Here is a 25,715-nt window from a genome sequence, read left to right on the forward strand (position 1 = left end):
TATGGTTAAATTACTTTGTAGCAGCTGGTGCAGCAGCACCTCCTACTTTCTTATCATAAATAGCTTTTTCCCAAGGCTTCACATCAGTAACACCGTACTGCTCACTTTTGGTAATTGCCATTTCGTCAAGAATATCAACAAAGTTCTTATATATAGCATCATCAGTTGGCTTAATGATCACGGTAAATTTCGTTTGATCTGCAGCTCTAGATTTTGCCTGCTGAATTACTTTTCTAATTCCTTCTCTATCAAGAGTAGTTTCCATAAGAGTCTGATCATTCAATGAAGTAGCATCCTGTTGGTGCCAAAAAACTCTGTTATTTTTCCCTAATAAAATAGAAATTGAGTTAGAAAGTTTAATTTCTGTTGGAGGTGGTTTTTGTTTTTCATCTTTCGGTTTAGCCGGAAGACCCAAATCCATCACATTCGGTTTACTGAATGTAGTTGTGAACATAAAGAAGGTAATCAATAGAAAACCCAAGTCCACCATAGGAGTCATATCGACTCTGGTATTTTGCTTCTTGGAGCGAACTTTGCCGCCCTTTCCGCCTTTTTCTTGTACTTGTACTTCTGCCATTTCTAATGATATTATTATGGTTTACCTTCTTGTGATGTAATCAACCAAAATTTAAGAAAATCAATATCTCTTAAACCCTCAAATAGACTTTTAACTTTAGGGTATTGAGTTGTAACGTCACCTTTAATAGCTAACTTGTAGTCAGGGTTAACGCTCAAACTTTCTTTTACCCAATCAATTAATTGTTTATTTGTACTGTCCATAGGAATACCTGATGGACTCTTATAATTTTTCTGCTCATCTGCAGGCATATCCAAGTACCCTTTAAGCTGGTTCATTGGAACTCCAATTGCCTGAACTTTCTGGAAAGCTGCTTTTTGATTGTTGTCAAAAGTAATACCATACTTTTGTCCCATTTTATCCAAAAGAGCAAGTCTTTCTGATGCATTGTCTACTGGTTGGAAATAGAATTTCCCATCCGGAGTAGCGTTGATAGTCATTAAACTAGCATCAGGAAGCAATTTTTCCGAAATTGAAGATGGCGGTTTGATCTGCTCCACGTCAGGTTTTTTAAACTGAGTGGTCAAGATAAAGAACGTAAGAAGTAGGAACGCAACGTCACACATTGCGGTCATGTCCGTTACGACTCCATGTCTTTTAGGTTTGACTCTCGCCATTATTATAAAATATTTTTAATTAAACTTCTTTTAATTGCTAATGCAAATATCCTGCTAATTCTTAGTTGAATTCAGCAAAAGATTGTTGGATACTCATAGAGATCTCGTCGATCTTGTAAGTTAATCCATCAATTTTAGATGTAAAGAAGTTATAAAGGATAATAGCGATTGCTGAAGTACCAATACCTAATGCCGTGTTGATCAAGGCTTCAGAGATACCTGTAGATAGAGCAGCAGCATCTGGAGTACCACCTCCTGAACCTAATGCAAAGAATGCTTTGATCATCCCGATTACAGTACCAAGAAGTGCGATTAGCGTTGCAACAGTACCTAAAGTAGAAAGGATCATCATGTTTTTCTCAAGCATTGGCATCTCAAGAGTAGTAGCTTCTTCGATAGCTTTGTTAAGAGCTACCATTTTCTGCTCTTTATTTAATGTAGTATCGTGAGAAAGTGCTTTGTAAGTAGTAAGACCTTCTTTTACTACGTTACCAACAGAACCTTGTTGTCTGTCACACTCTTCGATAGCTTCGTCAATTTTGTTTTGGTTTAGTAAGCTTCTTACTTGAACAACGAAGTTGTCTAAGTTTCCTTTTCCAGCTGCTTTACCAAGAACGAAATATCTTTCAAAAGAGAAAACGATTACAGTAATCATGAAAGTAATCAAGATTGGTACGATAACCCCTCCTTTGTAGATAATACCTAAAAACGATTCTGGGTGAATGTCTTTTCCTTCAACACTTGAAAAAGCTACAGAACCACTTCCTAGTTTATCTGCATCTTTAAAGTTTCCTGGGCTACCAAGAACGAATAAATAAATACATACTCCTATAGCAAATAGAATAGGAATAATAACAGCTGGATTTAAACCTCCTGCCTTTCTAGCAACTACTTGCTCATCATTTTTTGAAACATTCATTTCCATATTTAACTAAATTATATTGTTTTAAAATTTTACAGGGTGTAAATTAAAGGCAAAATTAATTAAAATGCAAGAGTCTTAATTAAACATTTTGCTTTTTTTTGATAAAGAAAATTTAATACGATTTCGAAATAGTAATTATTTTAAATTATTTTATTTATTTTTTCCAAATTTAACATTTGAATTAAAAAATCAAAAAAATAAGACACCCATTTTTTTTAATTTCCCAATGTTAATTTTTTTTTAAATTACGATATTCACAATACGGTGAGGGACTACAATGATTTTTTTAGGGGTTTTACCCTCCAAAATCTGTTGCATTTTCTCGTTCGAAATCACCAAATCTTCCACTTCCTTAGCAGATAATTGAGCTGAAAGTGAAATTTTGAACTTCATTTTACCATTTACGCTTACCGGATACTCAATTTCGTCTTCAACCAGATAATCTTCATTTAATGCAGGGAATCCTTCAAATTCTATCGATGTATCGTGTCCTAATAAACTCCATAGTTCTTCACAGATGTGAGGAGCATACGGAGAAATGATAACGGCCAGTGGTTCTAAAATATTGCGCTTGTTGCATTTTATTTTCTGAAGCTCGTTCACCGCAATCATAAATGAAGATACAGAGGTATTGAAAGAGAAATTTTCAATATCATATACGACCTTCTTTATTAAGGTATGTAAAACTTTGTATTCTGCTTTTGAAGGTTCTTCGTCTGAAACTTCAAATACTTCTCCATTGAAATACAGGTTCCAGAATTTTTTAAGGAAACCGTACACTCCGCTTAGCCCTTGTGTATTCCAAGGCTTGGATTGCTCCAATGGTCCTAAGAACATTTCATATAATCTTAGCCCATCCGCTCCGTACTCTTCACAGATATCATCAGGATTTACTACGTTATATTTTGACTTGGACATTTTTTCTACTTCACGGTCTGTGATGTATTTTCCATCTTCAAGAATAAATTCTGCATTAGCATAATCCGGTCTCCATGCTTTGAAAGCTTCAGTATCCAATTCGTCTGAGGTACCTTTTAATAAGGATACGTCTACGTGAATCTGCTGAGTCTGGTAATCTTTAGCTAAATTTTTAGATACATATTGATTAGTTCCGTCAATTCTGTATACAAATGCACTCATTCCTAAGATCATCCCCTGGTTGATCAATTTCTGGAATGGCTCATCATGATTGATATATCCTCTGTCTTTTAAGAACATGTTCCAGAAACGGGAATATAACAAGTGTCCGGTTGCGTGTTCGCTTCCTCCTATATATAGGTCTACCTGTCCCCAATAATCTGAAAGATTCTTTGCACAGAATTCTCCGTCATTTTGCGGATCCATATATCTCAGGAAATACCACGAGCTTCCTGCCCAACCTGGCATGGTAGATAATTCTAACGGGAAAATTGTTTTATCATCCACCAGTTCTGTAGCAACTACCTTCTGGTTAGCTTCATCCCATGCAAATTCTTTTGCATTTCCTAATGGCGGATCTCCGTCTTCTGTAGGTAAATATTTTTCAACTTCAGGAAGTTCCAATGGTAAAGCAGAAGTAGGCAATGTGTAAGGCATCCCATCCTTATAATATATAGGAACAGGTTCTCCCCAATAACGCTGTCTTGAGAAAATAGCATCACGCTGTCTGTAATTTGTAGTTCCATGACCGATTCCTTTCGTTTCGATCTCTGAAATTATTTTTGACTTTGCCTCATTATAATTCAATCCGTTTAAGAAATCAGAGTTTACACAAACGGAGTCTTTGGAATCAAAAGATTTTTCCTGAACGTCTTCTTCAGTTTCTACAACTTTTTTAATTTCAAGGTTGAATTTCTTTGCAAATCTATGATCACGTTCGTCATGTGCCGGAACTGCCATCACAGCACCTGTTCCATATCCCATCAATACATAGTCTGAAATATAGATCGGCATTTTTTCGTTGCTGAACGGATTGATTGCATAACTTCCTGTGAAAGCACCGCTCACGTTTTTCACGTCAGACATTCTGTCTCTCTCTGTTTTTTTGGAAGTTTCTTCAATATAAGTATCTACTTCTACTTTTTGAGCATCCGTAGTAATGGTTTCTACCAAAGGATTTTCCGGAGCCAATACCATGAAAGTAGCTCCAAAGATGGTATCAGGTCTTGTAGTAAACACCTCAACAATTTCGTCATGACCTTCTACCTGAAACTGAACCTGTGCTCCCTGAGATTTTCCAATCCAGTATTCCTGAGAGTCTTTCAATGGCTGTGGCCAGTCTAATGTACTTAATCCTTGTAATAATCTTTCAGAGTATGCAGAGATTCTCATGCTCCACTGCATCATTTTCTTTTGGAAAACTGGGAATCCTCCTCTTTCGGACTTACCGTCTTTCACTTCATCATTGGCCAATACTGTTCCTAATGCAGGACACCAGTTTACAGTGGTTTCAGCTCTGTAAGAAAGACGATAGTTTAACAGGATATCTTCTTTATCAAGATCAGAAGCAATTTTCCATTCTTCTGCTGTGAAATTTAATTCGTCATTCTGATTAGCATGTAATCCTTCTGTTCCTTTTTCTTCAAAATGCTTAATCAAAGAATCAATAGCTTCTGCCTTGTCTGTATTTTTATTATACCATGAGTGATACAACTGGATAAAAATCCATTGTGTCCATTTATAATAAGAAGCATCTGAAGTTCTTACTTCTCTGCTCCAGTCGAATGAGAAACCGATTTTTCTCAGCTGCTCTTCGTATCTGTTGATATTCTGTTCTGTAGTAATAGCTGGATGCTGTCCTGTCTGGATAGCATACTGTTCAGCAGGAAGTCCAAAGCTGTCATATCCTACCGGGTGAAGAACATTAAATCCCTGATGTCTTTTATATCTCGCATAGATATCCGAGGCAATATATCCCAGCGGGTGACCTACGTGAAGTCCTGCTCCGGATGGATACGGAAACATATCGAGTACATAAAACTTGGGTTTATCTGTATTATTAGAGGTTTTATAGGTTTGATTTTCCTCCCAGTATTTCTGCCACTTTTTTTCTATCTGCTGATGATCGTAAAACACTTTATATATATGTTATATGTTAGACTGAATTATTTTTCTTTTTAATAAGATTCACAAAATTAATGATTTTAAAGTAAATAGAAATTGAATTTATGATGAATTACCATTTACCCTCAACAAAAAAATCTCATCCTGGGATGAGATCTATTTTTATGTCCTGAAGTATATTATTATTGAGGAACTCTTTTAAATGTATAAGTTCTAGTTTGGAATATAGTAGGATCCTGAGTCTCTTCTCTTACTGCAAGATTGAGCGTATTGGCATCCAAAGTAATAACTTTTGCATTTTGCGGTTCTACTATTCCCTGAATTTTCATCTGAACGTCTTTTCCTTCCTTGTTATAGGTATAATTAAATTTTATATCTGAAAGAATAGCACACTGACCAGGGGTAGCAGTATCTCCCCAGTTCGTTTTCCCACCTTTGGAATCAGGGCTGAACCACCATCTTGTCTGTTTCTGACAGTCAGTATAAGTAATCGTGTTAGAAACCGGGTCTTCACCAACTTCTACAGTGGTAACTACTTCTTTTAACGGTTGCCATGTCCCAACAAGAGGAGCTTCCAGAACAGTATCATTGTTATCGCTACAGCCAGTAGCTGCAACAAACAAAGACAAACCTGCAAATAGTAATGCTAATTTCTTCATAGATCAATTTTTTCAAGCGCTAAAATTATAATTTTTTTGATTTATATTACTATTTTTTATGAAAAATTATTTCATTGACGTTTATTTATATATATTTTAAAACAGCCAGACCTCATTTCCCCTCTATTTAACAAATAATGAATACATGAGCACCATTCATTTTATTAAAAAAGTTATTTTTGCAAGAAAGAAAATACAAATGCAGGATATTACGAAAAACAATTTTGATTTTATACGCGTTCTCCTTGCCTTTATTGTCTTTCTCGGACATCTTGGCACCCTCAGTAATTCTCCTGATCTTAAAATTTTTGAGTACAGCCCTATAGAAATTGCTGTTTTCGGCTTCTTTGCAGTCAGCGGATTTCTAATAGCAAGGAGTTATGAAAGGTCTTCAAGCCTGAAAAGTTATTTAAAAAAGAGAATCAAAAGAATTGTTCCCGCTTACTTATTGGTTATTTTTTTATGTGCTATTTTACTAAGTTTGGTAAGTACTTATTCTTTCACTGAATATTTTAGCAATACACAAGTTTACAAATACCTTTTCTGGAATTCATTATTTTTAAATTTCAAAGCACCCTGGCTTCCCGGAGTTTTTGGAAATCAAGCTGTAAATGGCGCTCTTTGGACATTAAAAATAGAAATGTGCTACTATTTCGCTGTCCCTTTGTTGTTTTTACTTTTCGGAAAGAAGAATAAATACAGAAATATAAGTTTGGTTATTTTATACTTTTTGTCCCTTGTTTATTTAAATTATTTTGAGTCATTAAATAAAATTTCACTGGCCAAGCAGCTTCCCGGAACATTATCCTATTTTATCCCAGGAATGCTGATTTACTTTAATTTCGATCAATTTATCAAACATAAAAATCTCATTTTCATCATCGCTCTTGCTACCGTTTGGATTGATTTATACTTAAAAATTCAGCTTTTTTCTCCAATGATGATTGGTGTTATCGTTATGTATATCGCCTATTCATTCAAATTCTTAAATAATTTCGGAAAATATGGTGATTTCACCTACGGAATTTACATTTTTCACTTCCCAATTATCAGAACTTTCCAGACCTTAGGATTGTTTGAGGATTACAATCCGTTTGTAATGGCTCTGGTATGCATGTTGGTAGTTATTGCTGTAGGGGTAAGCTCGTGGCACCTTTATGAAAAAAGATTTTTATAATTTTACAATTCAAAAAGCATAAATGAAAGATCTTGTCTCCATTATCACTCCCTGTTATAATTCTGCAGAATTTATTGAGGAAACCATACAGTCTGTTCTTAACCAAAGCTACGAAAACTGGGAATGGCTGATTACTGATGACCTTTCTAAAGATAATACAGTTGAGATCATTAGAAAATATAATGATCCCAGAATAAAACTACAGATATTGGAGCAAAATGGAGGAGCCGGAAATGCCCGAAATAAAAGTCTTGAAAGAGCTAATGGAAGATATATTGCATTTCTCGACTCCGATGATTTGTGGTATCCCGAATACCTGGAAAGCATGATTACTTTTCTTCAGGAAAATAATGCAGAACTGGCATATTGCAACTACTCAAGATGCGATGAATATACAATGGAACCGATTTTAAAAGATTTCGAAGCCGACAAAATTGTTACTTTTTCGAATTTACTTAAAACCTGCAGACTGGCGCCGGTTTCCACCATTTATGACACCAAAAGAGTCGGAAAATTTTTCTTTCCAGTGAAAAGTAAGCGTGAAGATCATGTCATGTGGCTGAATTTGTTGAAAGTAATTCCTAAAGGCTACCCGGTAAAAAAGACGATGGCCAAATACAGAATGCGTGAAAACAGTGTTTCCAGAAATAAAAAAAACATCATCAAAGATCAATATCTTGTCTATAAAGATTTCATGGGATTCTCAACAGTAAAATCATTGTATTATACGGCTAACTGGGCGTTAAACGGATTCCTGAAATATTCGAAAATTTTCAATTAATGGAATATTCAAAAGAGTTCAAAGCCGCTCTGAGTGCTTTTTCCGGTCCCGAAAAGGACAAACTTATTTTCAGACTCCTGAGAAAGGATAAATTATTATCTAAAAAACTCTACTTCGAACTTATTGATCCGGAAACTACGGATGATAAGAGAAATTCCATGGAAGATCATGTGGAAGAACAGGTTCTTTTAGCATCAAAATATGTGGGAAATGCCAAATATTTTCTGACGATCGTTCGAAAAATAAGTGCTGAAATTACAGAACATGTAAAAATTACTACGGATAAATTCGGGGAGGTTTCTTTGAATCTTCTTCTCATCAATAAGGTATTGGAAAACAACAGTGACCTCAGCAGACAAAGATTCGACAATGTTTACAAGCTTTATATTTATATCATCAATAAAGTATTTAAATCTCTGATTCTGATAAAGAAACTGGATGAAGATTACTGGATGGAAATTGATGAATACCTTCGTGATACTCAGAATAAACTTTTAGAAAATCACTATCTTCAGAAACTTTGTATTAACAATGGTCTTGACTTCAATTGGCTGGAATGCGACAGGATTCCAGATAACATCGACCAGATGATGAAAGACATTAAAAGCCAGGGATTCTTAAGATAAAATTTTCTGAAGAATCATCTTGGTAGAATCAGGTTTCTCATCAACAAATTTTCCGGCATTTTGAGACATCGAGATAAGTTCTTCTCTGTTCTCTTCATTGATAAGAAATAAAACAAATTCTGCGGCTGTATATTCGTCAGGAAAGGCCTTTCCACCATTGGCTGAGATAAGGTCGTCAGCCTCCGGATTCTTTTTGTAATGATTCCCAAAAATTACAGGAACGTTAAAGGTTGCGGCCTCCAGAATATTATGAAGTCCGGCATCATGAAATCCTCCTCCTACAACCGCTACATCTGCATAAGAGTATAGTTTTGACAATAGACCAATGCTGTCAATAATCATAATCTGAGCATTGAACATTGAAGGTTGGGAGCGTTGTATTTCGCTGTACAGTAAAGCATCCGGAAATATATTTTTCAAATGCTCTACTCTTTTCAGATCGTGAGGTGCTATAATAAGTTTCGCCGTGTTATTTTTCCGGGAAAGGACTTCTGCTATTTTCTCTTCTGCCTGCCATGAACTGCCAAAAACAACTACTTTACGCTCCCCTTTAAAGTCTGCAATGAAATCTACGTGATTATCTCTTTCGCGAAGCTGTTTCACTCTGTCAAACCTTGTATCTCCCGTTACAGAAGATTTTATCAACCCTACACTTTTCGCCAAAGCCAATGAAAACTGAGTCTGATGAAAAAACCAGTCTACATTTTTCTGAAGCTGCTTTACAAACCATTTCCCATAGGAGGTAAAGAAAGATTGTCTTTCATAAAACAATGCAGAAATCACATAAATCTTCACTCCTTGATTTTTCAGTTCGGCAAGGAGATTGTACCAATAATCATACTTAACCGTAAAAAATAGTTCAGTATTAAACTGACCTATAAATTCTCTTACCGTGCTTTTTTTATCGAATGGTAAATAACAGATAACATCTGCAATATGTTTCTTTTTAACAACATTCTCATATCCTGAGGGTGAAAAGAAAGTCACCAGAACTTTGTGTTGGGGGAAATTTTCTTTAAGCTTCTCCAGCACAGGTAATCCCTGTTCATATTCGCCCAGACTTGCAGCATGCATCCAAATCACTTTATCGGTCTTTGAAAATGCAGATTTCACTTTACTTAAAGATTCTCCTCTTCCTTCAACGCCTTTTTTAGTTTTATCATTAATCAATGCAAAACACTTCATTCCGAAAGTAAGGAAACTGATAAATATATTGTAGAGAAAAGCCATTTTATTATTCTTTAATTTCAATTCTGTCATGATCCGTAGGAGGATTGGATATGACTAAAAACTCAATTTCTTCAGTGGATTCATTGGAGATAAAATGTTTTGATCCTGCTTCAATGGATATAGATTCTCCCTGACCAATCAAGAATTTTTCTTCATTAATGTAAAATACCGCTTCTCCTTTCAGAATATAAAAAAACTGTTCTGCCACTTTATGAAAGTGCAATTTTTCTGAAGTTCCTGCAGGCATCTTCTCCTGCTTTACGGACAAGCTTTGTGTATTTTTAAGGATCCAGCTGTCACATCGGTTTCCCCAGGTGTAATGTTCTGAATTATCTTTAGAGTGTATCATTTGAATAGATGGGCGATAAAAAGTAATGCAGGAGTAAATAAAACAACAGATAAAAAGATGGTGGCAAATGTAATTCTCGGTTTAGCCTGATCATCAACAGCAGATCTGAACATATAGTCCTGAATATTCATAAAAATAACTGCCAGCAGCAAAAAAAGAATTCTCAATCCAATTTTCATAACTAAAAACTGAGCATTCATATTCTGAGCTGTAATCTCTACTGGGAAATTAGTGTCTTCGGGATGTCTCATACCATAGACAAACAGAGCATATAATCCCAGAACCAATACAGGCATCAGAAAGGCATATATTCTTCCTCCAAATCCATCCGCTTTCCCTTCCATATCAAAATGTACAGGAATTCTCTCCGGCAAAGTATTATAATTTTTCAGGGTAAACCACCACAGAAAAACGACTAATCCAAAATTAAAAATATCAAAAATTGTAAAAAGAATATTTTCCATTTCAGATAAGATTGAATTAGGATTAGATTACACTTTTCAGCACTCTCAGTTTATGAGTATGCTTATTCATTTCTTTATTGAAAATCCCTGTGGAATCCAGTGTATCAATTCTTACTTTCCCGGAAGCATGGATGATCTTTTGATTATCCAGCATAATTCCTACGTGAATAATTTTTCCTTCTGCATTTTCAAAGAAAGCAAGATCTCCCGGCTGTGTTTCTTCTATGAAAGTAAGCGGTTCTCCCACCTCAGCCTGCTGTGATGCATCTCTCGGTATTTTAATATTATGGATTTTATAAACCAGTTGGGTAAATCCGGAGCAGTCTACTGCAAAAAAGCTTTTGCCACCCCACAGATAAGGTACATTAAGGAATTCTTTCGCCGTCAATGCAATACTTTCACGCACATCATGACTTCTTCTGGAAGCAACCACCGGAAACTCTACTTCTGATCCCATAGAAAGTAAAGTTTTTCCATCGTTCATCAGTACAGAAGAAAAATCTTCGGTAACAACAGTCACTTTTCTATTAGCTAGCTCTTCATCTGTCACTGGTTTCAGCTGTTTGGTATCCATCCATCCTTCATAGCCATCATAATGCATTTTTATTTTGGTCCAGTTTTTATCTACTTCCAAAATATCTGCACTTTCACCAAACAATATTTCCGTAACAATTTCAGCTCTGTCAGAATTTTCTGCACGAACGGGTGCTACTGTAACAATACAAATTCCTTTATTCATTAACTCTCAATTTAAAGATTGAATAATTTAAAGATTAAAAATACCATCTGTACTTTCTTTAAATGTCGTAATCTTTGGATATTTTAATTACTTTCTGCGAAGAAAATTAACTCCATCACGCAAAGGTAAAATAAGATTTTCAAAATCTTCGTCTTTTGCCGCTAAATCATTTAATTCCTGAATAGACTGCGTAGATTTCAGCTTTGGGTTTTCCTCCAAAACTTTTCCATACCATAGCACATTATCAAAAAGGATTACTGTTCCGGATTTTGTATGGGGTTTAATCAGTCTGAAATATTCGGCGTAGTTTTCCTTATCGGCATCTACAAAAATCAGATCAAAAAATTCATCTGTTTCTTTTAAATATTCTTTGGCATCCTGAAGTTTAAAATCAATCTGACCGGCATATTCACTAGACTCGAAATATTTTCTGGGAAGATAGGCCAGGTCTTCGTTAACGTCCAGCGTAGTAATTTTTCCGTCTTTTGCTAATCCTGATGCCAGACATAAGGTAGCATATCCCGTGAATGTTCCTATTTCAAGAATACTTTTCGGCTGCAGCATCTGGGAAATAATAGTCAGTAATCTTCCCTGCTGATACCCGGAAATCATATGAGGCTGTGTCGTTTTCTGATAAGTCTCTCTTCTCAGCTTTTTCAGAATTTCGGATTCTGAAGAAGCGTGTGCTTCCAAATATCTATCCATTTCAGGATTCTTTTCTTCAAAAAAACTCATACCATTTTAATTTAAACAAATTTAAGGATTTTAAAGCTAGTTTTTAAATTCAACAAGAAGATACAAAAAAAGAGAGAAATTAATCCCTCTCTTTTTCTTAGCCATATCTAAATTTTATGTAAAAAATCATTATACTGCTATACAATATTGTCTTATACCAGCACAAACCCATCCCGGGCAACACTCTGTTTGTGGGCTGGTACAAAAGATCTGTGGATTACATCCTCTAATAGCACCTTGTACAGTTTTCATTTCTTCTCTTGAAAGTTTTTTTGAATTTTTCATAATTATTTTGTTTAGTATTAATTTCCTACTCTTTAAGATTTTCGGACACCTCTTTTTTATTTCCTTTTAAAGGGATTTAAATATACACATTCTTTTGTTAACCAACTAATTATACGCTAATAATTGGTTAGAAATAAAAAAAAATACATCATACCGGGAAAACCCCATATGAAATACCGGGAAAATACGGATGGTGTTTTTGTGGTATCCGTTGTAAGTTTGCAATAAGAATAAGGGGTAAAAACACTAAGAGAAAACAAGATGATTGCAGGAGAGACACAAACTAACCATGAGAATCACAAAAAAGTTGTACTGAAAAGTAGAACTGATTCTTCTGCAGCAAAAACTAAGAAAGAAATATCCACTTCATTTTTGCAACGAATTATTTCGCTCTTGAAAAAAGAAGAATTAATTTGATTAAAAAATAAATCCCGGCCACCTTCGGGATTTATTTTTGCTTTACATCAAGATTGTTTCTTCTTCCCATTACACCAATCATTCTGCCCGAGCTCCGGATTAACCTTCTTAATTTCCTTACGGGAGCCTATTTCACTACAGTTTATTCAACAGAACTTTGCTAAGTTCTATCTACACGTCTTCAGAATTTATGTTTTAAGTAATATCTCATTGCCTGAAATGCTCATGAATAGACATTATTTCTGAAAAATAATCTTCTTCAGATTCACTTCAAAAGTCAAAATCCTTATAAAAAACAGGAAAAACACCTGTGTATTACTACTGCTATGCCTCTACCTTTGATAGAAGTTTTCCAACCATGAAACATTCAAATAAAGGAGGAACCCGAAAATCCTAAAACAGAGTAGGGATATTTTAAAAACAACCACATGAAAACAAAGACTTTATTTTTAATTGGAGCAATAGTGGGACTTGTTATTATATTTTCCCAGCTAAAACCTCAGGAAATGTCTTTTTACAAAGAGAAAGGCAATTACATTGTAGACAATAATTACATTCTGAAAGATGTCAAAAAAATTTCTGATGAAGACATGAAGAGTTTATTAAGCCTGCAAAAACTTCATCAGAATAGTTTGGGAACTAATTTTATTATTTACAAAATCAACAGACAGTATGTGATCCGTGGATGCTTAATGAAAGCCAATATCGACTGGAAAAAATATGGTGATTTAAGAGCTAAAGTAGAAGGAATTCTGAAAAAATATGGAGCTAAAGAACTTGGAGCAGATTATTATGCTATTCAAAACAATCAGGTTGCTACCAACGCTGCATTATTAAGTCAGAAGGACATTTCATCTTTAAGTAAATTAACGGTAAGAGGTGCCGAAGAATACACCATTTGCCCGCCAACAATGGGAAGAAAGAACCTAACCAATGTGATCATGAAATCTTACAAAGTCAATACAGCTATTGATCCCAGAATCAATGTAAAACTTAATAATGTATTGCTCAATTACAAATAACCTCAAAAGGCTGTTTTTAGCCTAAAGACAGCCTTTTCTAAATCTTTTACCATGAAAAGAAAACTTCAGTTATCCGGAATTTTTATTATTCTGCTGGTGGTCTTTGTTATTGGTCTGAAAGGAACATTTGATGGCTATTACGGTTTTTATTATGAAAACAAAAACTATGAAAAACCGCTGGCTTATAGTATTTCGGAAAACATTGCCCAGTCGAAACCCGTTAATATATTTACTTCTTATACTGGTTTTGATACAGGATATGGTTTCTACGCTCCTAATGTTGCCAGTGATTTTGTAATGAGCTTTGAATTGAAAGATCAGCAGGGAAATATCCTTGAACAAAAAAATCTGCCTCATTTTAAAAACAAAGAAAGCAGAGTAAGATATACCACTGTTTTCAATATGTTTCTTGATAAAATCTCTGACAAAAAAAACTATGACAGCAAATATTATCAGTATCTGGATATTATTATCAGACAGATCGCAGCACATGTCATGAAGGAAAATCCAAAAGCAGCAAGCGTCACAACGCGCCTCTACCTGTACGACTATCCTACTATTGCAGATTTCAAACAGGGAAAAACGAATGAAAATCTGATTCTTATTGATGAATTCAAACATTAGAGCCATGAAAAAACTGAATATACTCTATGCGAAAGTTGAAAACTTCTTTTTCAGACAGGATAATAAAACGGAATTCTTAAGCTTCTTCCGGGTTGCCATAGGAGCTGTTATCCTTTTACAATTTATTGCAGTGCTGCCGGATTTTGATACATTATTTTCAAGCAGCAGTATCATTCCACAAGATATCATGGGTGTTTTCACTCCAGACTGGCTGATTACCTTCCCTAAAATGGTCAGCTTTTTACAAAACTATGGTATTGAAGAAAGCACAACAATTGTGATCACCAAAATATCATTCATCACATTATGTATCTTTATCATCACCGGGTTTTATTCCAGAATTTCTGCCTTTTTATTACTTATACTGCAGATAGCACTATTGAAAGGAAGTTCTTTCTTTGCGTATGGTGCAGATTTTTTCACAAGCATGTCTTTATTTTACCTGATTCTTTTTCCTGCTGACCAGCATTTCTCCCTTAGGAATCTTGTGTTCAGCAGAACAACTGGAGATATCAACATTATGCCGGTTAAAAGATTATTTCAGATTCATATTTCTATGGCCTATTTTTTTTCAGGATTGGACAAAGCTTTAGGTTTTAACTGGTGGAATGGAGAGTCTATCTGGAAAGCTATTCATCTTCCCTACTCTAACAGGGATCTGAATATTGATTTCAGCTGGCTTACAGAACATTCTTATATTTTAAGCTTCATCGGATGGAGTACGATTATCATTGAAATGTGCTATCCATTTTTCATCTGGTATAAACCAACACAAAAGACATGGCTTTTCCTTACAGTCTCCATGCATATAGGAATTGCACTTGTTCTCAATTTATATTATTTTTCAGCTATTATGATCGTCTGGAATATCACCAATTTTTATTTTGAACAGTATGCAAAAAAGGAAGTCTCTTCTTCAAAGAAAAAAATTTCTGTGGAGTATATCCCAAAACAGGTTAGCTCATAAAAAAACAAATCCCGAATTGCTTCGGGATTTATTTTGATATATGGTTTAATCATTATTTCTTAGGAGCGATATCCATCAGTTTCATAAACTCATCAAGCTTAGGCATAATGATGATTTCTGTTCTTCTGTTTTCCGATCTTCCTGAAACGCTCATATTAGTAGCTTTCGGATTGTATTCAGAACGTCCTCCAGCCGTAATTCTTGCCGGATCTACTCCAAACTGAGTCTGAAGAACTTTAGCCACAGAAGTACCTCTCAATGCAGAAAGATCCCAGTTGTCTCTTGGAAGATTTGGAGAGTTCAACGGAGCGTTATCGGTGTTACCTTCAATTAATACGGAGTATTTATCGTAATCGTTGATTACTTTTGCTACTTTACCTAACACTTCCTGAGCTGCAGGTAAAATATTGTAGTCTCCTGTTTTGTATAGCATTTTGTCTGAAAGAGAGATCATTACTACTCCTTTCAATACTTTTACCTGTACATCTTCATCTGATACATTATCCAAAGATCTTTTCAGTTTGTTAGACAATGCAAGGTTCAAGCTGTCATTCTTAGCATTGCTTGAGATTAATTGCTTGATATAAGAATTGGAAGCATTGATTTCACCTACCAGTTTATCAATGTTAGCAGAACTTTTTCCTGTATTGGATAAACATGCATCAAGAGATGATTTTAAAGCATCATGCTGACTTTTCAACAAGTTGTTTTCACCTGACAATGCAGAGTTCTGAGATTTCAAATCCTGAATTTCTCTTTGTCTTTCTCCAATATTTTCAATACACTGCTTATAGTTTGTGCTCAAAGCATCATACTGCTTTTTGCTGACACAAGATGTCATCCCCAGCGCCATTGCAGAAACTGCTAAAACTTTTAAAATCTTCATAAATAATCATTTTTAGACTACTCAAAGTTAGGAAAATTCAATTGAATTATATCGGTTATCTTTGCATAAAAGAAATTCTCAACATATATGTTGAAAAAATTAACCTTTATCAACCAATTAAAAAATCTCGTATACGAACCGGAAAACCACACGTTTCTTCTGGCGGTAAGCGGAGGTGCGGACTCTATGGTTTTAGCCTCTTTGTTCAGGGATTTCGGGCAGGAAATTCAGGGTTCAAAATTCCGGTTTCAGGTAGCTCATATCAATTATAAACTACGTGGTCATGATTCAGACCTGGATCAGAAAACAGTGCAGGATTTTTGTGAGAAAAATCATATAAAATTTCATTTGTATGAAGTTTCAGCAAAAGATCAGAAACCGGAAAATTCTATCCAGCTTTGGGCAAGAGAGCTCCGGTATACCTTTTTTAAAGAAATCCAGAGAAAAGAAAACCTGGAATTTCTTGTTACAGCCCATCACCTCAATGATCAGCTGGAAACTTTCATCATTAATCTTTCCAAAGCCGCAGGAATCAATGGACTAAGCGGAATTCCATCGAATGATAATGCCATACTTCGCCCTCTTTTAGACTTTTCCAAAAAAGAAATTTATCAGTTTGCTGAAGAGAATAGCATCGAATTCCGGGAAGATCTTTCTAACAAAAAGGATGATTATCTGAGAAATAAGATCAGGAATAAGATTGTTCCGATGCTTATGGAAACCAACGACCACTTTCTGGAAAACTTCAGGAAAAGTTCTTTGTATCTCAATCAGACTAAAAATTTTGTCCATAAACAGATTCAGGAGATAGAAAATCAACTCACGATATTTAACCAAAACTATAAAATCCTATCAAAGGAAAAGCTGGATCAGGAAAGTGATTTCGTAAAATTTGAAATCTTAAAAAAATACGGATTCAGTCAGGAGGAAGAAATCCCCAAAATTTTTACAGCAGAAAACAACAGTTCTTTCTTTTCAAAAGAATACCAGTTGATTGTCAACCGTGATGAACTTATTTTCATTGATAAAAGCGAAGAACAGGAAACTCCGGAAGAAATAGTACTGATCAAAAATTTTGATTTTTCCAAAAACCAAATCTGCATTGACCTCGTAAATGCTATTGAAAACATTGACGGGATCGGTAAAAGATTTGAATGGGACTTTGATGCTGAAAAACTTCAATTCCCTCTCCTTCTGAGAAAACAACAGGATGGAGATGAATTTTATCCGGCAGGGTTTTCAGGGAAAAAGAAAGTTTCTAAATTTTTTAGGGACGAAAAATTATCTGCATTGATCAAGGAAAAGATCTGGTTACTCTGTGATTCAGGAAACCATATTTTGGGAGTCATCCCCCTTAGACAGGATCGCAGATATCAGGCAGACAGAACTACGCAAAAAAAGATAACTGTAAAGTGGACAGAAAAACAACTAATTCGTTAGCTGTTGATGATTTTAAGAAAGACAGCAATATAGCTTTTGGAATTTTATACCAACAGTATTTCGGTTATACTAAAAATTTTATTCTCAAGAATAAAGGTAATCTGGAAGATGCAGAAGATATTTTCCAGGATGCATTACTGATTCTTTACGAAAAGCTCAATGCTGATGACTTCAAAGTTCAAACCTGTCTGGGAAATTATATTATCGGAATTGTAAAAAATCTTTGGTTTAAAAAACTAAAAAACAAAAATTTCTATGTGGAGTCTCCGGAAAGCTATTTTATGGAACATCAGGAGGAAATAAGTACTGCCATTGAAAATGAAAGGTATTACTGGGAAAAACTGGTTGGTTATATTAAGTCTATTTCTTCACATTGTCAGAATCTGATTCATGACATTTTTATTGAAAACAAAAGTATTGAAGAAATCCAGGATAAATATCAATATTCCAGCAAACATAATGCTCAGAATCAAAAGTATAAATGTGTAGAGCAAATTAAAAAGGTTAAAAACAAAAGTATTTTTTCCATCTGATAATCAAATACTTACATAAAAATTTAGAGTTTGTGGGTGATTTTTTTTTTTTCAAGGAACATTATAAGAAAAGAATATATGTTCAAAAAAATTGTATTGAGCCTTCTTATAATAGTAGGAATTTCATTGAGAGCACAAAGTGCAGGCATCAATTTTCAAAAAATTGATTTGGAGGCTGCGAAAAAAATCGCAGCAAAAGAGAATAAACTGATCTTCATTGATCTGTTCACCACATGGTGCGGACCTTGTAAGCTCATGGCAAAAAACACCTTTACCGATCCCAGAATCGGAGAAATGTTCAACAAAAATTTTGTTAATATTGCCCTGGATGCAGAAAAAGAAGGGATAAATCTGGCCAAAGAGTTTAAAGTCGTAAACTATCCTTCTTTTTTATTCCTGGATCCAAAAGGAAAACTGGTTCAATATGATTTCGGATATTATAATGCTGAACAGTTTTTAGGAGTGGGAACTTCAGTGCTGGGGAAAAAGATGTCTCAATCCGGCAAAACTTTAGATCAGGTAAAAGGAAAAATGGTTGGAGATAAAATTGATAATTTCAATGCAAAAGACCATGTGGGAAATACATTTTCTTCATCCAAAGAAAATCAAAAACTGGTGATCGTTTTTATCCGCGGGCAATGGTGCCCTTATTGTAACAAATACATTGAAACATTACAAAAGCTGTCTCCTGAACTGAAATCGAAAAATGCAAGACTTGTTATTATCTCTCCTGAAAAACCTGAATTTATAGAAAAGACCATTAACAAAACAAAGACAGACTATACCGTTCTATATGATGAGGGATATAAAATTGCAGAAGCATTCGATGTTCTTTACACTCCTGACAGTGAAACGCTTAACCTATACAACTCAAAATTAAAGGAGGATTTTGCTGACAGCAGGTCAGATCATTCCGGAAGACTTCCTGTTTCGGCAACCTTCATCCTTAATGAAAGTAAAGAAATTACATGGAGGCATTTTGATACAGACTATAAAAAGAGAGCGTCTGTAGAAGATATTTTAAAGAACCTGAATTGATTTTAACAGAAAGTTTTTGTATTGGCAAAAGATGCTAATCATAATCCTCAATCAACAAAATTGATAAAATTGACAAAATCAATAATCATTTTGAAGGATAAAATAAGTGACACGTCTCTTGCCATCAAGGCGGAAGACAGAATATTTCAGACATCAGGCTTAAAAAAAGAAAGTTTCTAAGTTTTTTAGGGACGAAAAATTATCTATTTTAGCGAGGCAAAAAATCTGGATACTGACTGACAGCAATGATTCTCCATTGGGGATCATCATTTCAGACAGAATAGAAGATATACAAAGAATGAGAAGACAAAGTGGAGTCTCAAAATTTTTAATGAAAGGAACAATGAAATTTAGAAATTGGTTTTTATTAATTCTACTCTTTTTAGCGACAGGAATTAATGCGCAGATAAAAAATCCCGTAAAGTTTAAATTTACCATCAACGATCTTGGAAACAATCAGTACGAAGCGGTATTGAATGCTACCATGGAAAGCGGATGGCATATTTACTCCAAAGATTTACCGGAAGATACAGGTATTCCTACCGAATATAAAGTTACCGGAAAAAACATTGAGCTGATTGGAAAATTTACCGAGGTCGGGAAAAAACATGAAGAATTTTCTGAAGCGTTTGGAGGAACAATTGTTTTCTACTCCAATTCTGCTGGATTTAAGCAAAAATTTAAATTAAAAGATCCGACAAAACCTGCGGATGTCACTTCTGAGATTACGTATCAGACCTGTGACGACAGAGTTTGTCTGGCTCCCAACACCTTAGAATTCAATCAAAAAGTTACTCCCAAAGGGGCAACGGAAGAGACCGCAACTGAGGAAGCGGTTCCTGCAAAAGATTCTGTAAAAACAGTTGAGACAATAACTGAAAATCCTGCAAAAACAGAAGCTACGATCATAGAAACTTCTAAACTGGATCCTAAACAACTGAAAATTGAAAGTATTGATTTCAAAAAACCATTGACGGATTGTGGTACAGCTTCTACCAAAGTGGATGAAAACTACTGGACGTATTTATTCCTTGGGTTTATCGGGGGATTAATCGCTTTGCTTACTCCATGCGTTTTCCCAATGATTCCACTGACTGTTTCATTCTTTACCAAAGGAAGCAAGAATAAAGCAAAAGGAAAAAGAGATGCTCTTATTTATGGGTTTTTCATCCTTCTTATTTTCGTTTTACTGAGTATTCCTTTCCACATTATTGATGGGATTGCCGGAAATGTCTTCAACGAGATTTCCACCAGTGTATGGCTGAATATTGCTTTCTTTATCATATTCATCTTCTTTGCCGGAAGTTTCTTCGGGTATTATGATATCACACTACCGAGTTCTATTGCCAACAAATCTTCTAAAGCGGAAGAGGCAGGAGGAATTATCGGTATTTTCTTCATGGCATTAACGCTGGTGATTGTTTCTTTCTCATGTACAGGACCTATTTTAGGAAGTTTACTGGGAAGTGCAGTAACAGGTTCCACAAATGTTCCTATGCTGCTAACCTTTGCTTTGGCAGGATTCGGGCTGGCATGGGCAATTATTTTTGGTTTACTGGCTTTATTCCCGCAGGCATTGCAAAGTCTTCCGAAATCAGGAGGATGGATGAATACCGTAAAAGTGGTGTTAGGGTTCGTAGAACTGGCATTAGCATTGAAGTTTTTATCTAAAGCAGATCTTGTTTCTAAAACCTTCTTCTTAAAAAGAGAGCTTTTCATTGCAATCTGGATCATTATTGCCTTAGGATTAGCATTATATTTATTAGGATTGATCAGATTCCCACATGATGATAAAAAGCCTAAAATCTCAATCACAAGAAAGGTATTGGGTGTATTGGGAATCGGTTTTGTCATCTACCTGGTACAAGGTTTAATCCCGTCTGATCGTCCGAAGCTTCAGTTATTAAGCGGAATTTTACCTCCTCTGAATGTAAGTTATTTCCATGATGAAAAAGACGGAATTTTAGGAATGCATCCGGAACACGACTTCTTCAAAGCAATAGAACTGGCTAAAAAAGAAGATAAACCGATCTTAATTGACTTCACCGGGTACGGATGTGAAAACTGTAGAAAAATGGAGGAGTTTGTTTGGAGTGAACCGGACATCTTGCCTATCCTACAGAATGACGTAGTACTGGCTTCTCTCTATGTAGATGATAAAGAAGAGCTTCCTGAGGATCAGAAAACCAAAATTGACCTTGGGGACGGACAGATCAAAAAGGTAAAAACAATTGGGGACAGATGGAGTTTATTCCAACAGGTGAACTTTAACAATAATTCCCAGCCTCACTATGTTTTAATCACTCCTGACGGAAAAGTAATTAATACTCCTGTTTCAGGATACATGCCGAAAGAGGATTTCAAAAAATTCCTGGAATGCGGAGTGAACTTCTATAAAAAGAATAAATAATTTATTTACATATCATTAAAAAACTCACACTTTACCGTGTGAGTTTTTTATTTTCATGAATTAAATAAACAATAAAACACCAAACGTAGTCTAAAATTAATTATATTTGAATAACTATCACCAATTCAAATACATATGAGATATTTAACATCTACTTTTTTATTTCTTATCTATTCCGTATTAGCAGCCCAGTCTGCCCCTTCCATAGAATGGCAAAAAGCGTTGGGAGGCACCCATGGTGAATCTGCCAATGCCGTTCAGCAAACCTCCGACGGAGGATACATTGTAGCCGGACATTCTATGTCCAATGATGGCGATGTAAGTGGAAATCATGGAGGAGGTGATTACTGGATCGTAAAATTGAATTCTGCGGGAGGTATACAATGGCAAAAATCGTTAGGAGGAAGCAATGTTGATGCTGCACAATCTATCCGTCAGACTACCGATGGAGGGTATATTATTGCCGGATCATCCAATTCCGGTGATGGAGATGTCACAGGAAATCATGGAAATTATGATTACTGGATTGTAAAACTTGATGCCAACGGGGATATGCAATGGCAGAAATCACTCGGGGGAAGTGGTATGGATATGGCACAATCTATTCAGCAGACTTCTGAAGGAGGATATATTGTAGCCGGATCATCAGGTTCTGATGACGGTGATGTGAGCGGAAATCACGGAGGAGGAGATTACTGGATTGTAAAATTAGATAATAACGGAAATATACAATGGCAGAAATCGCTGGGCGGAAGCAGCAGTGAGCAGGTTAATTCTGTGCAGCAGACTTTTGATGGCGGATATATTATTGCAGGAACCACCGTGTCTACGGATGGTGATATTACTGTAAGCTATGGAAGCAATGATTTTTGGGTAGTAAAACTTGATTCCGGAGGAAATATGCAATGGCAAAAAACGTTGGGCAATATTGGCGATAATATAGGGTATTATGCGCAACAGACTTTTGATGGCGGATATATTGCCGTGGGCACTTCTTTTAATCCTTCAAATCTTGAAAGCGGACTTCCCGATTATTGGGTCATAAAACTAAGCAATAACGGAACCATCGAGTGGGATAAATATTTTGGAGGAAGTTTTCATGACAATGCAATAACTATTCGGCAGACTCCCGAATGGGATTATATTGTTGCAGGCTGGACAGCTTCCAACAACGGTCAGGTAACCAATCATCACGGTAATCTGGACTACTGGATCATAAAACTGGACAGCAGCGGAAATCTGAAGTGGGAGAAAACACTGGGAGGTCCGGATGTCGAGTACTTAACTGCGGTTGAACTGACCGCTGATAACGGGTATATTGTTTCAGGAAGTACAGGGTCTACAAGTGGAGACGTTACCGGACATCATGGCCTGATCGATGCATGGGTAGTAAAATTAAGTCCGGAACAGCTGGGCATTTCAGAAAACCAACAGCATAAACCTAACCTCTACCCCAATCCGGCAAAAGACTTTTTCTACTTGGATCATCTGCCCAAGGAAAGCACTATTACCATTACAGATATGTCGGGAAGAAAAATATTCTCTCAAAAGTATAATGAGAAAAAAATAAAAATCAATACCAATACATTCTCTGAAGGAATTTACATGGTACAGATAAAAAATAGAAACGGAATTATTCTTTCAAAGAAAATAACAGTAAACAGGTAAGCCGTTTGTGAATATTTCAGCCATTCAAACTCAATATCATAAATGTAGTAAAAGAAATAGTATTTTTTTTCAAATTCAGCACAAAACAATCAATAAATTCATGAATCTATTGATTACTTCACAAACAAGGCATGTGTTTTGTAAGAATTATTCAAAAAAATACCGTTTAACATTTAAAAACATTAATCATGGCAGAAGTAATTGCACAAGAAAAACAAGGCAGCAAACAAAAGAAAAAAATGATCAGAGTAGATATGACTCCTATGGTAGATCTGGGATTCCTGCTCATCACATTCTTTATGTTCACCACCAATTTTACAAAACCCAACGTAATGGATCTGGGATTACCGGCAAAAGATCCTAACCCTCATCCTAAGAATATTCCGGTAATAGGAGATAAAAATCAGATTACCTTTATCCTTGGAAAAGACAACCGTGTATTTTATCATCAAAGCAATGCTAAAGATTTAAATACAGGAACCCTTAATGAAACTGATTTCAGTGGAATAAAAATTTCAAAAATCATTGCTGAAGCCTATAAAAATGCTCCGGTTCCGAACAACTTCACTGTTATTGTAAAACCAACAGATGAAGCCAATTATAAGAATTTTGTAGACATGCTGGACAATCTTGCTATTTCCAAAAAGGAACGATATGGCGTAACAGATATCAAGCCTTGGGAAACAAAGATTTACAAGGAATTAACTCAATAAAAGACGAAGAGCATTGTAAAAATGCTCTTTTTTTGACTAAATTTGAAAGGAGAAACAGATCCGCAGCACGCAACCTGCTGTATTATTTTTAACCTTCTAAATTTTAGAATCATGCTGAACTTTGAAAGAAAAGGAAACGGAAAAGAAACTTTAGTACTTCTGCACGGATTTATGGAAAACCTGACCATCTGGAGCGATATGGAGTCTCATCTTTCTAAAGATTTTTCACTGCTCAAAATTGACCTTCCCGGCCACGGACAGTCTGAAATTCTGGCTGAAGTTCACACCATGGAATTGATGGCTGAGGAAGTAAAAAAAGTTTTAGACCATCAGAATTTAGAAAAAGTTCACCTTCTGGGACATTCCATGGGAGGCTATACTTCACTTGCCTTTGCTGAAAAATATCCCAGTTCTTTAAAAACTTTAACGTTATTTTTCTCTACTTACTTTCCGGATGATGAAGAGAAAAAACAACAGCGTATCAAAAGCTACAGAATTATAAAGGATGCATTTGCCCACTATGCCAGAGCCGGAATTCCCAACTTATTCAATCCGAATGAAAGAGATATCCTGGAAGGCAAAATTGAAACCGCTCTTGAAACTGCACTTTCCACCAACAATATGGGAGCACTTGCCTGTGTAAAAGGCATGGTAGAAAGAACAGACAAAAAACATATTCTGGAAAATCTGGAAGCAAAAATTCTAGTATTGGCAGGGAAACATGACAATGCTGTAAAAACCGATCTCATGATTAAGCATCTTCCGGACAGAACAAATATAAAATCTTACATCCTGGACTGCGGACACAACGGGCATTGGGAAAAACCTGGTATCTGTGCTGAAATCATCAATACAGAACTTCTTCATAACCTCCCTAAGAAGCTGGTCTTATAACATTGTTTTCATCATATATTAAAGCCGTGTTTAATAAAAAATCCTGTATATTAGTAGAGGATAATTTTTGTAATGGCTTTATTCTCATTCAAAAAAAAGAAACCACCGGCACCACCGGTTATCGGACTTACACTTTCAGGCGGAGGAATGCGTGGAATTGCCCATATTGCTGTACTGAAAGCGCTGGAAGAATACAACCTGAAGCCGCACATTATCTCCGGAACAAGTGCAGGATCTATCATTGGTGCTTTTTATTCTTTTGGAAAAACCCCGGATGAGATGATGGAAATTGTGAGACAAACCTCTTTTTTCTCCAGATCAGCTTTAAAATTATCAAAAAATGGAATTTTCAGTTCTAATTTTATTTTAAAACTTTTCAAAGATTATTTCCCGGAAGACAATTTCAGTATTTTGGAAATCCCTATGTATGTTGCAGCCACAGAGATGACTCATGGTATTGTTGACTTTTTTTCTGAAGGAGAACTTTTCGGTCCGTTGCTGGCTTCTTCCAGTGTTCCTTTTATCCTTCCTCCGGTAAGAATTGGTGAGAAAATTTATGTGGATGGCGGCGTTCTTGACAATCTTCCCATTGAGCCTATTATGGACAAATGCAACTTCCTGATTGCATCCCATGTGAACTCGATCAGCTATGATGAACTCAATAAAATGAGTCTTATGAAAGAATTTGACAGGATTCTCCATTTGGCCATCGCAAAATCCGTGTATTCTAAAGCGAAATACTGCAATATATTTTTAGATCCGCCTAAAATGACGAAGTACAGTCTTTTCAACAAAAGGTATATGGATGAAATGTTTCAGCAGGTCTACGAATATACCTGTCTGGAACTTGAAGAAAAAGGGTTTCGCAAAAGTTAATAAGTTTAAGAAACCGGGAAT

At 35.5% G+C, this 25,715-nt stretch carries 26 protein-coding genes; 14 read left to right on the forward strand and 12 right to left on the reverse strand.

The window, feature by feature from the left end:
* Window positions 1–10: 10 nt before the first annotated feature.
* The 5 genes from ACWPWS_RS19140 to ACWPWS_RS19160 form a co-directional block, all read right to left on the reverse strand.
* Window positions 11–577, reverse strand: a complete 567-nt coding sequence (locus tag ACWPWS_RS19140) for an ExbD/TolR family protein (RefSeq protein WP_209786891.1) — start codon at window positions 575–577, stop codon at window positions 11–13.
* 14 nt (window positions 578–591) lie between these two features.
* Complete coding sequence (locus ACWPWS_RS19145; RefSeq protein ID WP_209786890.1) at window positions 592–1,194, reverse strand: ExbD/TolR family protein; 603 nt, start codon at window positions 1,192–1,194, stop codon at window positions 592–594.
* Window positions 1,195–1,255: 61 nt separating this feature from the next.
* Entirely contained in the window at window positions 1,256–2,119 is an 864-nt protein-coding gene (locus ACWPWS_RS19150) for a MotA/TolQ/ExbB proton channel family protein (protein ID WP_105681686.1), read from the reverse strand.
* Window positions 2,120–2,359: 240 nt separating this feature from the next.
* Window positions 2,360–5,173 (reverse strand): leucine--tRNA ligase, encoded by a 2,814-nt coding sequence (leuS, locus tag ACWPWS_RS19155; protein ID WP_454047581.1) that lies wholly within the window; start codon window positions 5,171–5,173, stop codon window positions 2,360–2,362.
* Between the two features lie 170 nt (window positions 5,174–5,343).
* The gene (locus ACWPWS_RS19160; protein WP_209786887.1) at window positions 5,344–5,820 is read right to left on the reverse strand and encodes a lipocalin-like domain-containing protein; all 477 of its coding nucleotides are present in this window, start codon (window positions 5,818–5,820) and stop codon (window positions 5,344–5,346) included.
* 145 nt (window positions 5,821–5,965) lie between these two features.
* Here ACWPWS_RS19160 and ACWPWS_RS19165 point away from each other — a divergent pair, with 145 nt between their 5' ends.
* From ACWPWS_RS19165 to ACWPWS_RS19175, 3 genes are read left to right on the forward strand one after another with little or no spacing between them, the layout of a single operon-like run.
* Window positions 5,966–6,997 carry an acyltransferase family protein gene (locus ACWPWS_RS19165; protein ID WP_309513531.1) on the forward strand — a complete coding sequence of 344 codons (1,032 nt, stop codon included), beginning with the start codon at window positions 5,966–5,968 and terminating at the stop codon, window positions 6,995–6,997.
* A 22-nt stretch (window positions 6,998–7,019) separates the two neighbouring features.
* Window positions 7,020–7,778 (forward strand): glycosyltransferase family 2 protein, encoded by a 759-nt coding sequence (locus tag ACWPWS_RS19170; protein WP_454047582.1) that lies wholly within the window; start codon window positions 7,020–7,022, stop codon window positions 7,776–7,778.
* Complete coding sequence (locus ACWPWS_RS19175) at window positions 7,778–8,404, forward strand: calponin homology domain-containing protein (protein ID WP_105681691.1); 627 nt, start codon at window positions 7,778–7,780, stop codon at window positions 8,402–8,404. Before ACWPWS_RS19170 ends, ACWPWS_RS19175 begins: the two co-directional genes overlap by 1 nt.
* Here the strand turns inward: ACWPWS_RS19175 and ACWPWS_RS19180 are convergent.
* The 6 genes from ACWPWS_RS19180 to ACWPWS_RS19205 all read right to left on the reverse strand — a co-directional run bounded on the left by ACWPWS_RS19180 (window position 8,396) and on the right by ACWPWS_RS19205 (window position 12,206).
* The gene (locus ACWPWS_RS19180; RefSeq protein WP_454047583.1) at window positions 8,396–9,634 is read right to left on the reverse strand and encodes a 3-deoxy-D-manno-octulosonic acid transferase; all 1,239 of its coding nucleotides are present in this window, start codon (window positions 9,632–9,634) and stop codon (window positions 8,396–8,398) included. The genes ACWPWS_RS19175 and ACWPWS_RS19180 overlap by 9 nt on opposite strands.
* A 4-nt stretch (window positions 9,635–9,638) precedes the next feature.
* Entirely contained in the window at window positions 9,639–9,983 is a 345-nt protein-coding gene (locus tag ACWPWS_RS19185; RefSeq protein WP_454047584.1) for a cupin domain-containing protein, read from the reverse strand.
* Window positions 9,980–10,447 (reverse strand): DUF1648 domain-containing protein, encoded by a 468-nt coding sequence (locus ACWPWS_RS19190; protein WP_454047585.1) that lies wholly within the window; start codon window positions 10,445–10,447, stop codon window positions 9,980–9,982. Before ACWPWS_RS19190 ends, ACWPWS_RS19185 begins: the two co-directional genes overlap by 4 nt.
* A 22-nt stretch (window positions 10,448–10,469) precedes the next feature.
* Window positions 10,470–11,186 carry a C40 family peptidase gene (locus tag ACWPWS_RS19195; RefSeq protein ID WP_454047586.1) on the reverse strand — a complete coding sequence of 239 codons (717 nt, stop codon included), beginning with the start codon at window positions 11,184–11,186 and terminating at the stop codon, window positions 10,470–10,472.
* Between the two features lie 87 nt (window positions 11,187–11,273).
* The gene (locus ACWPWS_RS19200) at window positions 11,274–11,921 is read right to left on the reverse strand and encodes an O-methyltransferase (protein ID WP_105681695.1); all 648 of its coding nucleotides are present in this window, start codon (window positions 11,919–11,921) and stop codon (window positions 11,274–11,276) included.
* A 129-nt stretch (window positions 11,922–12,050) separates the two neighbouring features.
* Window positions 12,051–12,206: a CCPGW family putative bacteriocin gene (locus ACWPWS_RS19205; protein WP_454047587.1), complete on the reverse strand. Its 156-nt coding sequence runs from the start codon at window positions 12,204–12,206 to the stop codon at window positions 12,051–12,053.
* A gap of 845 nt (window positions 12,207–13,051) precedes the next feature.
* Between ACWPWS_RS19205 and ACWPWS_RS19210 the strand changes: the two genes are divergently transcribed.
* The 3 genes from ACWPWS_RS19210 to ACWPWS_RS19220 are packed head-to-tail and all read left to right on the forward strand — an operon-like array spanning window position 13,052 to window position 15,236.
* A complete protein-coding gene (locus ACWPWS_RS19210; protein ID WP_209786879.1) occupies window positions 13,052–13,645 on the forward strand; it encodes a hypothetical protein in 594 nt (197 codons plus the stop codon).
* A gap of 51 nt (window positions 13,646–13,696) precedes the next feature.
* The gene (locus tag ACWPWS_RS19215; RefSeq protein ID WP_454047588.1) at window positions 13,697–14,269 is read left to right on the forward strand and encodes a hypothetical protein; all 573 of its coding nucleotides are present in this window, start codon (window positions 13,697–13,699) and stop codon (window positions 14,267–14,269) included.
* Between the two features lie 4 nt (window positions 14,270–14,273).
* Window positions 14,274–15,236 carry a hypothetical protein gene (locus tag ACWPWS_RS19220; protein ID WP_454047589.1) on the forward strand — a complete coding sequence of 321 codons (963 nt, stop codon included), beginning with the start codon at window positions 14,274–14,276 and terminating at the stop codon, window positions 15,234–15,236.
* A gap of 52 nt (window positions 15,237–15,288) precedes the next feature.
* Here the strand turns inward: ACWPWS_RS19220 and ACWPWS_RS19225 are convergent, their stop codons facing one another.
* Complete coding sequence (locus ACWPWS_RS19225) at window positions 15,289–16,122, reverse strand: OmpA family protein (RefSeq protein ID WP_105681698.1); 834 nt, start codon at window positions 16,120–16,122, stop codon at window positions 15,289–15,291.
* Window positions 16,123–16,209: 87 nt separating this feature from the next.
* Here ACWPWS_RS19225 and tilS point away from each other — a divergent pair, with 87 nt between their 5' ends.
* From tilS to ACWPWS_RS19265, 8 genes are all read left to right on the forward strand, one after another.
* Window positions 16,210–17,562 (forward strand): tRNA lysidine(34) synthetase TilS, encoded by a 1,353-nt coding sequence (tilS, locus tag ACWPWS_RS19230; protein ID WP_454047590.1) that lies wholly within the window; start codon window positions 16,210–16,212, stop codon window positions 17,560–17,562.
* Window positions 17,535–18,095 carry an RNA polymerase sigma factor gene (locus ACWPWS_RS19235; RefSeq protein WP_454047591.1) on the forward strand — a complete coding sequence of 187 codons (561 nt, stop codon included), beginning with the start codon at window positions 17,535–17,537 and terminating at the stop codon, window positions 18,093–18,095. Before tilS ends, ACWPWS_RS19235 begins: the two co-directional genes overlap by 28 nt.
* A 78-nt stretch (window positions 18,096–18,173) precedes the next feature.
* Window positions 18,174–19,133: a redoxin domain-containing protein gene (locus ACWPWS_RS19240; RefSeq protein WP_454047592.1), complete on the forward strand. Its 960-nt coding sequence runs from the start codon at window positions 18,174–18,176 to the stop codon at window positions 19,131–19,133.
* Between the two features lie 343 nt (window positions 19,134–19,476).
* Window positions 19,477–21,543 (forward strand): cytochrome c biogenesis protein CcdA, encoded by a 2,067-nt coding sequence (locus ACWPWS_RS19245; RefSeq protein WP_454047593.1) that lies wholly within the window; start codon window positions 19,477–19,479, stop codon window positions 21,541–21,543.
* 135 nt (window positions 21,544–21,678) lie between these two features.
* Entirely contained in the window at window positions 21,679–23,211 is a 1,533-nt protein-coding gene (locus ACWPWS_RS19250; protein WP_454047594.1) for a T9SS type A sorting domain-containing protein, read from the forward strand.
* 188 nt (window positions 23,212–23,399) lie between these two features.
* Window positions 23,400–23,924, forward strand: a complete 525-nt coding sequence (locus tag ACWPWS_RS19255; RefSeq protein ID WP_454047595.1) for a biopolymer transporter ExbD — start codon at window positions 23,400–23,402, stop codon at window positions 23,922–23,924.
* Between the two features lie 111 nt (window positions 23,925–24,035).
* The gene (locus tag ACWPWS_RS19260) at window positions 24,036–24,818 is read left to right on the forward strand and encodes an alpha/beta fold hydrolase (protein ID WP_454047596.1); all 783 of its coding nucleotides are present in this window, start codon (window positions 24,036–24,038) and stop codon (window positions 24,816–24,818) included.
* Window positions 24,819–24,890: 72 nt separating this feature from the next.
* The gene (locus ACWPWS_RS19265) at window positions 24,891–25,694 is read left to right on the forward strand and encodes a patatin-like phospholipase family protein (RefSeq protein ID WP_209786870.1); all 804 of its coding nucleotides are present in this window, start codon (window positions 24,891–24,893) and stop codon (window positions 25,692–25,694) included.
* Window positions 25,695–25,715: the final 21 nt, after the last annotated feature.

This window comes from Chryseobacterium sp. Marseille-Q8038 (assembly GCF_965111995.1).